Below are 8,039 nucleotides of genomic sequence, written 5' to 3'. Positions count from 1 at the left end.
CCTTCCTTCAGGTGCACGATGCCGGTCACGTCCGTGGTGCGGAAGTAGAACTGCGGACGGTAGTTGGTGAAGAACGGCGTGTGACGGCCGCCCTCTTCCTTGGTCAGGATGTAGGCCTCGGCCAGGAATTTGGTGTGCGGGGTGATCGAGCCCGGCTTGCACAGCACCTGGCCGCGCTCGACGTCCTCGCGCTTGGTGCCGCGCAGCAGCACGCCGACATTGTCGCCCGCCTGGCCCTGGTCGAGCAGCTTGCGGAACATCTCGACGCCCGTGCAGGTCGTCTTCTGCACCGGACGGATGCCGACGATCTCGACCTCCTCGCCGACCTTGACGATGCCGCGCTCGACGCGGCCGGTCACCACCGTGCCGCGGCCCGAGATCGAGAACACGTCTTCCACCGGCATCAGGAACGGCAGGTCCACCGGACGCTCCGGCTGCGGAATGTATTCGTCCACCGTCTGCATCAGCTTCAGGATCGACTGCTCGCCGATCTCCGGGTTGACGCCGTCCGTCGCCGCCTTGGCCGAACCGGCCGTGATCGGGATCTCGTCGCCCGGGAACTGGTAGCTGGAGAGCAGCTCGCGGATCTCCATCTCGACCAGCTCGAGCAGCTCGGCGTCGTCCACCAGGTCGACCTTGTTCATATAGACGACCAGCGCCGGCACGCCGACCTGACGGGCCAGCAGGATGTGCTCGCGCGTCTGCGGCATCGGGCCGTCGGCCGCCGACACCACCAGGATGGCGCCGTCCATCTGCGCCGCGCCCGTGATCATGTTCTTCACATAGTCGGCGTGGCCCGGGCAGTCGACGTGGGCGTAGTGACGGTTGGCCGTCTCATACTCGACGTGCGCCGTGTTGATGGTGATGCCGCGCGCCTTCTCTTCCGGCGCCGCGTCGATGTCCGCATACTGCATCGCCTTGCCGCCGCCCGACTTGGCCAGCGTCATCGTGATCGCCGCCGTCAGCGTCGTCTTGCCGTGGTCAACGTGACCGATCGTGCCGATGTTGCAGTGCGGCTTGGTGCGTTCGAACTTTTCCTTGGCCATGGCCAAAACTCCTGTGGCCCTGGTGGGGCGGTGGTCAGCGACAGAAAACTGGAGCGGGTAGACGGGATCGAACCGACATCCTCAGCTTGGAAGGCTGCTGCACTACCATTGTGCTATACCCGCGCGGAGAATGCGTCGGCCAGGCCCCGCAGGGCATCCAGTCCTTCGCACCCGGCCTCCTCGAGGTCCGATCCGTCCGGTCTCCGACAGCGCGTGGTGGGGGAAGCAGGACTCGAACCTGCGAAGCTTACGCAGCGGATTTACAGTCCGCCCCCTTTGCCGCTCGGGACATTCCCCCGCGCGCGATGTGAAGACCGATCCGGAACGCCCGAAAGCGGTCGAAAGACCGTTCTCGAACAAAAGCCTTCGAAGTCCGGCAAACCCTGGTTTAGAGGAAGCGCCTGACCGGAATGCCCTTGGGCCCCAAATCGGAGGGCGTCTTATAGTGTCGTCAAACAGAGAACGCAACGACCGGAAAACCGGGAAAAAGCAAGGCTTGCGGGGGCGTCCGGAGGGGCCGAAGAGCGGCGGTTGGACGCCTTCGCCGCCGGTCCGGGCGGCGGGTGATTCCGGGCCGCGCGAGCGCAAGCCCAAGGTCGACGCCGACGGCTGGCTGTGGGGCCGTCATCCGGTGCTGGCCGCCCTGGCCAATCCGGCCCGCAAGGGCATGGGCCGGCTGCTGGCCACGGAGGACCGCGCCGCCGAGATTGAGCGCGACCGGCTCGCCCCCCACGGCCACCGGATCGAGATCGTCGACGGCCTCGCTCTGGCCCGCATGCTGCCGGCCGGGGCGGTGCATCAGGGCCTGGCCTTCAAGGTGCAGCCGTTGGAGGGGGTGGCGCTGGAGGACATCGCCGAACCCCCCTCGGGCGTCATCGTCATGCTCGACCAGCTGACCGACCCGCAGAACGTCGGGGCCATCTTCCGCTCGGCCCTCGCCTTCGGGGCCAGGGGCGTCGTGGTGCAGGACCGCCATTCGCCGGCGCTGGCCGGGGCCCTGGCCAAGGCCGCGGCCGGGGCCACCGAACGCCTGCCCTGCGCCCGGGTGACCAATCTGAGCCGGGCGCTGGAGCGTCTGGCCGACCTCGGCTGGCGCGCCGTCGGCCTCGATGGCGGCGCCGAGCTGTCGCTGGATCAGGCGCTGGACGGCCGGCCGACGGTGCTGGTCATGGGCTCCGAGGGCGACGGCCTGCGCCGGCTGGTGGCCGAGCACTGCGACGTCTTGGCGAAGATCCCCATGCCCGGCGGATTCGAAAGCCTGAACGTCTCGAATGCGACGGCGATCGCTCTCTATGAGGCGACGCGCGCGCAACAGGGAACCTGATCCGCCCGCGACCGCTTGCCGAACCGCCCCGCCCTGCCCTAGAGCCCGCGCATGGAATTTCTGAGCTCTCCCGAACTTGCCTCACAGCTGGCCGCCCTCGGCCAGGTCCTGATGATCGATCTGGTGCTGGCCGGCGACAACGCCGTCGCCGTCGGTCTGGCCGCCGCCGCCCTGGCGCCGGAGCAGCGCCGCAAGGCCATCCTGATCGGCCTCGCCGCCGCCGTCGTGCTGCGCATCGGCTTCGCCCTGATCACGGTCCAGCTGCTGGCCATCGTCGGCCTGCTGCTGGCCGGCGGGGTGCTGCTGCTGTGGGTGTGCTGGAAGATGTGGCGCGAGCTGCGCGAATCCGCGACCCACGACCAGGCCGAGGCCGAGGCGGAGCTCGAACTGGCCATGCAGATCGAGCACGGCAAGGGCCCGACTCCGGAAGAGCTGGGCCTGAAGCGCAAGAGCTTCGGCGCCGCCCTGCTGCAGATCATGATCGCCGACGTCACCATGTCGCTGGACAACGTCCTGGCCGTGGCCGGGGCCGCGCACGAGCATCCGTGGATCATGGTCTTCGGCCTGGTCCTGTCCATCGCCCTAATGGGCGTGGCCGCGACCTTCATCGCCCGCATCCTGACGAAGCACCGCTGGGTCGGCTACGTCGGCCTCGTCATCGTCCTCTACGTCGCCCTGCACATGATCTGGGACGGCGCCCGCTCGGTGATCGTGCGCACCGACCGCATGGAGGAATTCAACGCCGCCGCCCCCGCCTTCCTCGACATCGGCGCGGAAGAGGCGGCGCACCACCTGCAGGGGACCCGCGGCGAGGAAGACAGCGCGGCCCCGGCGCACGGGGCGCCCGCGCCCGCCGATCCGCCGCCGGTTCAACCCGCGACGGCGAAGACTCCGTAAACAAAAAGGCCCGGAGCGATCCGGGCCTTTTCTTTTGACGCTCCCTGGCGGCGTCATTCCTCCAAACTCGTCATTCCCGGCCTTGTGCCGGGAACCCATGAACGCGGCTTCCGGGGCTCCCCATTCCGCTCATGGATGGCCGGGACAAGCCCGGCCATGACGGTGATGAGATGGATGTCCAGCGCGGGGGGACGGCGTCCGCCTACCCCTCCGCGCCGCCGAACCGTTCCGACCATTCGGCCACCTGGGCGTCCTCGATCTTGGTGAACAGCACCCCGGCGGCCGCCACGGTTTGGCCGCGCGGCAGCCGGTCCAGCAGCGCCTCGTCCGTCGCGGGCCACGACAGGTCCGTCGCGCCCACCGCCGCCGCGATCCTCGTTGCCGAGAAGGGCGTCACCGGCGCCGCCAGCCGGGCGAACAGGGCCACGAGGTTCAGCCCGGTGCGCACCCCGACCGCCGCCCTCGGAACATCCGTTTTGAAGGCGGTCCACGGGGCCGCCTCCTGCAGATATTCGTTGCCCAGCACCCAGACGGCGCGCAGCGCCTGGGTCGCCTTGCGGAACTCCATGGCCTCGAACTGCGCGGTCGCCTCCGCGACGCCGGCGCGCAGGTCGGCCTCCAGCTTCGCCTCCAGCGGACCCGGTTCGCCGGCGTCCGGCACCACGCCGCCGAACTTCGACTCGGCGAATTTGACGATGCGGTTGACGAAATTGCCCAGCACGTCGGCCAGGTCCTTGTTGGTCGTCGACTGGAACTGCTCCCAGGTGAAGGCCGCGTCGGAATGCTCGGGACCGTAGGCGGTCAGGTGCCAGCGCCAGTAGTCGGCCGGCAGCAGCTCCAGCGCCTGGTCCATGAACACGCCGCGCTTCTGGCTGGTCGAGAATTTGCCGCCGTACCAGTTCAGCCAGTTGAAGGCCTTCAGGGTGTCGACGGTCTTCCACGGCTCGCCCGAGCCGAGGATGGTCGCGGGGAAGCTGACGGTGTGGAAGGCGACGTTGTCCTTGCCCATGAACTGGACGTAGCGGACGTCGTCGGCGCCCTCGTCGGTGCGCCACCAGTCGCGCCAGGTCCGGCCGGTCGCCTCGGCCCACTCCTCGGTGGCCCCGATGTATTCGATCGGGGCGTCGAACCAGACGTAGAAGACCTTGCCCTCCAGCCCCGGCCGCGGCCCGCCGTCCGGCCCCACCACCGGCACGCCCCATTTCAGGTCGCGGGTGATGCCCCGGTCGATCAGCCCCTCGTCGAGGTGTTTCAGGGCGATCGATTTCGCCAGCGTCTGCCAGTCGGTCTTGGTCCCTATCCAGTCGCGGATCCGCTGCTCGAGTTTCGTCTGCAGCAGGTACAGGTGCCGCGTGTCGCGAACCTCGAGATTGCGCGACCCTGACACCGCCGAATACGGATCGATCAGGTCGGTCGGGTCCAGCAGCCGGCCGCAGTTGTCGCACTGGTCCCCCCGCGCCCCGACGTGGGCGCAGTGCGGGCAGGTGCCCTCGACATAGCGGTCGGGCAGGAAGCGGGCGTCGTCCACCGAATAGATCATCCGGTCGACCCGCTCCTCGATCAGGCCGTTCCTCTCAAGCACGTCGGCGAAATGCTGGGTCAGGCGGTGGTTGGGCGGGTTCGAGGACCGGCCGAACCAGTCGTAGCTCAGGCCGAAGGCCTCGCCGGCCCGCTTCTGGATCTCGTGCTGCTCGTCGCAATAGGTGCGGACGTCCTGACCGGCCGCGGCGGCGGCCAGTTCGGCCGGGGTGCCGTGCTCGTCGGTGGCGCAGATGTAGAGCACCTCGTGGCCTTGGGCTCGCTTGAACCGGGCGTATACGTCGGCCGGCAGCATCGATCCGGCCAGGTTCCCCAGATGCTTGATGCCGTTGATGTACGGCAGGGCCGAGGTGATCAGGATGCGGGCCATGGTCGTCCGGGGAGTCTGGGGGAGGCGACGGATATAGAGGGCGGCCGCGCCCGCGTCACCTCAGGCTGCGCCTTTGGCCGGACGCGGGAATTCGAACACGTCGCGCTCGGGTCCGTCGGGGAATCGCTCTCGCGTGAACCGTTGACCGCCCAGCGCGTCGATCAGGGCTCGCGCCGGGCCGTTGGCATCGTCACAGTGGGTCTCCACCCGGCTCCAGCCGGGAATCTCATGACCAAAGGTGATGGCCGCCCGCGACGCCTCCGCCGCGAAGCCCTGCCGACGCTGATGGGGCAGTATCCACCACGTCAACTCCGACCTTGGCCATCCGGCGGGCCAGTACAGGCCGCAGGCTCCGACGGCCTCGCCGTCGTCGCGGCGCTCGACAACCCAAAGACCGTAGCCTCGCAAGGCCCAGTGGCCGAGGTCGCGCGCCAGCCGGCTCCAGGCCGCGGCCGCCGACAGCGGACCGCCATAAAAGGCCGAGGCCTCGGCGTCGCCGTAGAAGCGGGCGTACATCCCGTGATCCGCCTCCCGGGGAGCCCGAAGCCGGAGCCGGGCCGTCGTGAGTTCCGGGATCGCCGTCACGGCAGCCGCCTCGCCACCCGCACGAACCGTCCGGTCAGCAGCGCCGACGAGACCAGGCTGGCGATGATCACCGCCCAGACCAGCCCGTCGACGCCGACCTCGTGCGCCAGCCACCAGCCGAGCGGCATCATCACCAGGCTGTAGGCGGCGAAATGCATGATGGTCGGCCACCAGACGTCGCCGGCGGCGCGGTTGGCCGAGGCCGAGACCACCTGGATGCCGTCGGCGACGAAGAACAGGGTGGCGAGCACCAGCGCCGGTATGACCACCGCCAGCAGGGCCGGGTCGCGGTTGTAGGCGCTGGCCACCAGAGGCGCCGTCGGCCACAGGACCAGCGCCACCAGCAAGGTCAGGGCGCCGACCACGGCGATCCCGACCAGCCCGGCCCTCAGCACGCCGCGCCCGTCGCCGGCGCCATAGGCGCGGCCGACCAGCACCGAGGTCGCCGCCGCCAGTCCCATCGGGACCATGAACACGATGGCCGAGACGTTGATTACGATGGTCCAGGCCGCCGTCTCGATCGCCCCCAGCTGGCCGGCGATGAAGGTCATGGCGGCGAAGGCCCCGACCTCGATGAAATAGCTCGACCCGGCGCCGTAGCCGATCTTGCGCTGCTCCCGCTCGGCGGCGTGGTCCCGCGAGGGCCGGCGGAACACGCCGATCTCCCGCGCCTCCGGCAGGCGGACGATGTAGACGATCAGGAACACCGCCAGCGAGGTCCGCGCGACCACCGTCGCCCAGGCCGAGGCCACGGCCCCGTCCAGCCCGATGCCCAGCAGGTCGGGCACCAGCAGCAGATTCAGCGCCAGATTGATGCCGTTGGCCACCCACATGGCCCACATGCCGGCGCGCGGCCGGTGCATGGCCTCGAGAAAGAACTGCGCCGCCACGCTGACCAGATAGCCGGGCATCGACAGGGCGAAGACCACCAGCACCGGCGAGGCCCCCTCGCCCAAACCCTCGGCCAGCCCCATGTGCCGCAGGGCCCACGGCCCGATCAGGATCAGGCCGAACATGCTGACCACGCCGATCTGCAGCGAATAGGCCACGCCGCGCCGAAGCACCGCCCCGACCTCGGACCGCCGCCCCTCGCCGAGGTAGCGGGCGGTCATCACCTGCACCCCCATCATCAGCCCGACGGCGGTGGTGACGATGATCGCCGTAGGCGCCAGGGCCAGCGAGCTGAAGGCCAGCTCCAGCCCGGAGTAGTTCCCCACCACGATCACGTCGGTGAGGCCCATGGTCATGATGCCGATGCGCGCCAGCACCACCGGCCACGCGAGGTGCAGCAGGTCTTTCAGGGTGGCGCGGGTCTGGAGGCTGAGGGCGAACATGGGAGGCGCGACAGGCCACGGCGACGCTCGCGGGTCAACAGCGGATATTTCAACCCAGCCATAAGCCTCCCTTCTCTTTCGTCAGCCTCCGGCGAGCGTAGCGAGACCGGGGGACCCAGCGGCGCGCGCGAGCGCGAACCTGCGGGCGCCCCGGTGTTTCGCCGCCGTCGCGGCGCCGCTGGGTCCACCGGTCGCTCCTGCGGAGCGCCGGAGGATGACGAAAGGTATGGAGCGTCTTTCAGAACCACCCTAAACCAGCCCCATGCCCAAGCTGACGTCCGCCATCGATCCGAACAGCCCGGCCTTCAAGGCCCTCGACGCCCACAACCGCGCCCTGCGCGACGAGCTCCGCGCCCGGGTCGCCCAGGCGGCGCTCGGCGGCCCCGAGAAGTCGCGCGAACGCCACGTCGCCCGTGGCAAGCTGCTGCCCCGCGACCGCGTCGAACGCCTGCTCGATCCTGGCTCGCCCTTCCTCGAGATCGGCCAGCTGGCGGCCTGCGACATGTACAAGGGCGAGGCGCCCGGCGCAGGCATGATCTGCGGCGTCGGCCGGGTCTCGGGCCGCGAGGTGATGATCGTCGCCAACGACCCGACGGTGAAGGGCGGCGCCTATTTCCCGATGACGGTGAAGAAGCACCTGCGGGCCCAGGAGATCGCCGAGCAGAACATGCTGCCCTGCGTCTATCTGGTCGATTCAGGCGGCGCCAACCTGCCCCACCAGGCCGAGGTCTTCCCCGACCGCGACCATTTCGGCCGGATCTTCTACAACCAGGCGCAGATGAGCTCGCAGGGCATAGCCCAGATCGCCTGCGTGATGGGCAGCTGCACCGCCGGCGGCGCCTACGTCCCGGCGATGAGCGACGAGAGCGTGATCGTCCGCGAACAAGGGACGATCTTCCTCGCCGGACCGCCTTTGGTAAAGGCCGCGACCGGCGAGGAGATCA

The 8,039-nt window shown here is 69.3% G+C and carries 7 protein-coding genes and 2 tRNA genes; 3 read left to right on the top strand and 6 right to left on the bottom strand.

The window, feature by feature from the left end:
- The 3 genes from tuf to VEC04_RS13050 all read right to left on the bottom strand — a co-directional run.
- Positions 1–1,046, bottom strand: a 1,046-nt coding sequence (gene tuf, locus VEC04_RS13060; protein ID WP_324777427.1) for an elongation factor Tu, incomplete at its 3' end; no start/stop codon positions are given.
- Between the two features lie 49 nt (positions 1,047–1,095).
- A tRNA-Gly gene (locus VEC04_RS13055) sits at positions 1,096–1,169 on the bottom strand.
- 91 nt (positions 1,170–1,260) lie between these two features.
- A tRNA-Tyr gene (locus VEC04_RS13050) sits at positions 1,261–1,344 on the bottom strand.
- 147 nt (positions 1,345–1,491) lie between these two features.
- On the opposite strand from VEC04_RS13050, the gene rlmB reads away from it, so the two are divergent.
- Both rlmB and VEC04_RS13040 read left to right on the top strand, forming a co-directional pair.
- Positions 1,492–2,370 carry a 23S rRNA (guanosine(2251)-2'-O)-methyltransferase RlmB gene (gene rlmB / locus VEC04_RS13045; protein WP_414642678.1) on the top strand — a complete coding sequence of 293 codons (879 nt, stop codon included), beginning with the start codon at positions 1,492–1,494 and terminating at the stop codon, positions 2,368–2,370.
- 51 nt (positions 2,371–2,421) lie between these two features.
- Positions 2,422–3,267 (top strand): TerC family protein, encoded by an 846-nt coding sequence (locus VEC04_RS13040; protein ID WP_324777425.1) that lies wholly within the window; start codon positions 2,422–2,424, stop codon positions 3,265–3,267.
- Positions 3,268–3,469: 202 nt separating this feature from the next.
- Here VEC04_RS13040 and metG read toward each other — a convergent pair whose 3' ends face one another.
- The 3 genes from metG to VEC04_RS13025 are packed head-to-tail and all read right to left on the bottom strand — an operon-like array spanning position 3,470 to position 7,095.
- Positions 3,470–5,176, bottom strand: a complete 1,707-nt coding sequence (metG, locus tag VEC04_RS13035) for a methionine--tRNA ligase (protein WP_324777424.1) — start codon at positions 5,174–5,176, stop codon at positions 3,470–3,472.
- Between the two features lie 60 nt (positions 5,177–5,236).
- Entirely contained in the window at positions 5,237–5,761 is a 525-nt protein-coding gene (locus VEC04_RS13030) for a GNAT family N-acetyltransferase (protein WP_324777423.1), read from the bottom strand.
- Positions 5,758–7,095, bottom strand: a complete 1,338-nt coding sequence (locus VEC04_RS13025; RefSeq protein ID WP_324777422.1) for an MATE family efflux transporter — start codon at positions 7,093–7,095, stop codon at positions 5,758–5,760. Before VEC04_RS13025 ends, VEC04_RS13030 begins: the two co-directional genes overlap by 4 nt.
- Before the next feature lie 262 nt (positions 7,096–7,357).
- On the opposite strand from VEC04_RS13025, the gene VEC04_RS13020 reads away from it, so the two are divergent.
- Positions 7,358–8,039: carboxyl transferase domain-containing protein (locus tag VEC04_RS13020; RefSeq protein ID WP_324777421.1), on the top strand; the 682-nt coding region annotated here is incomplete at its 3' end.

The organism is Brevundimonas sp. (assembly GCF_035626535.1).
Lineage (GTDB): Bacteria > Pseudomonadota > Alphaproteobacteria > Caulobacterales > Caulobacteraceae > Brevundimonas.
The sequence above is the reverse complement of the archived record's forward strand: the minus strand, read 5'-3'. Positions and strand labels throughout refer to the sequence as shown.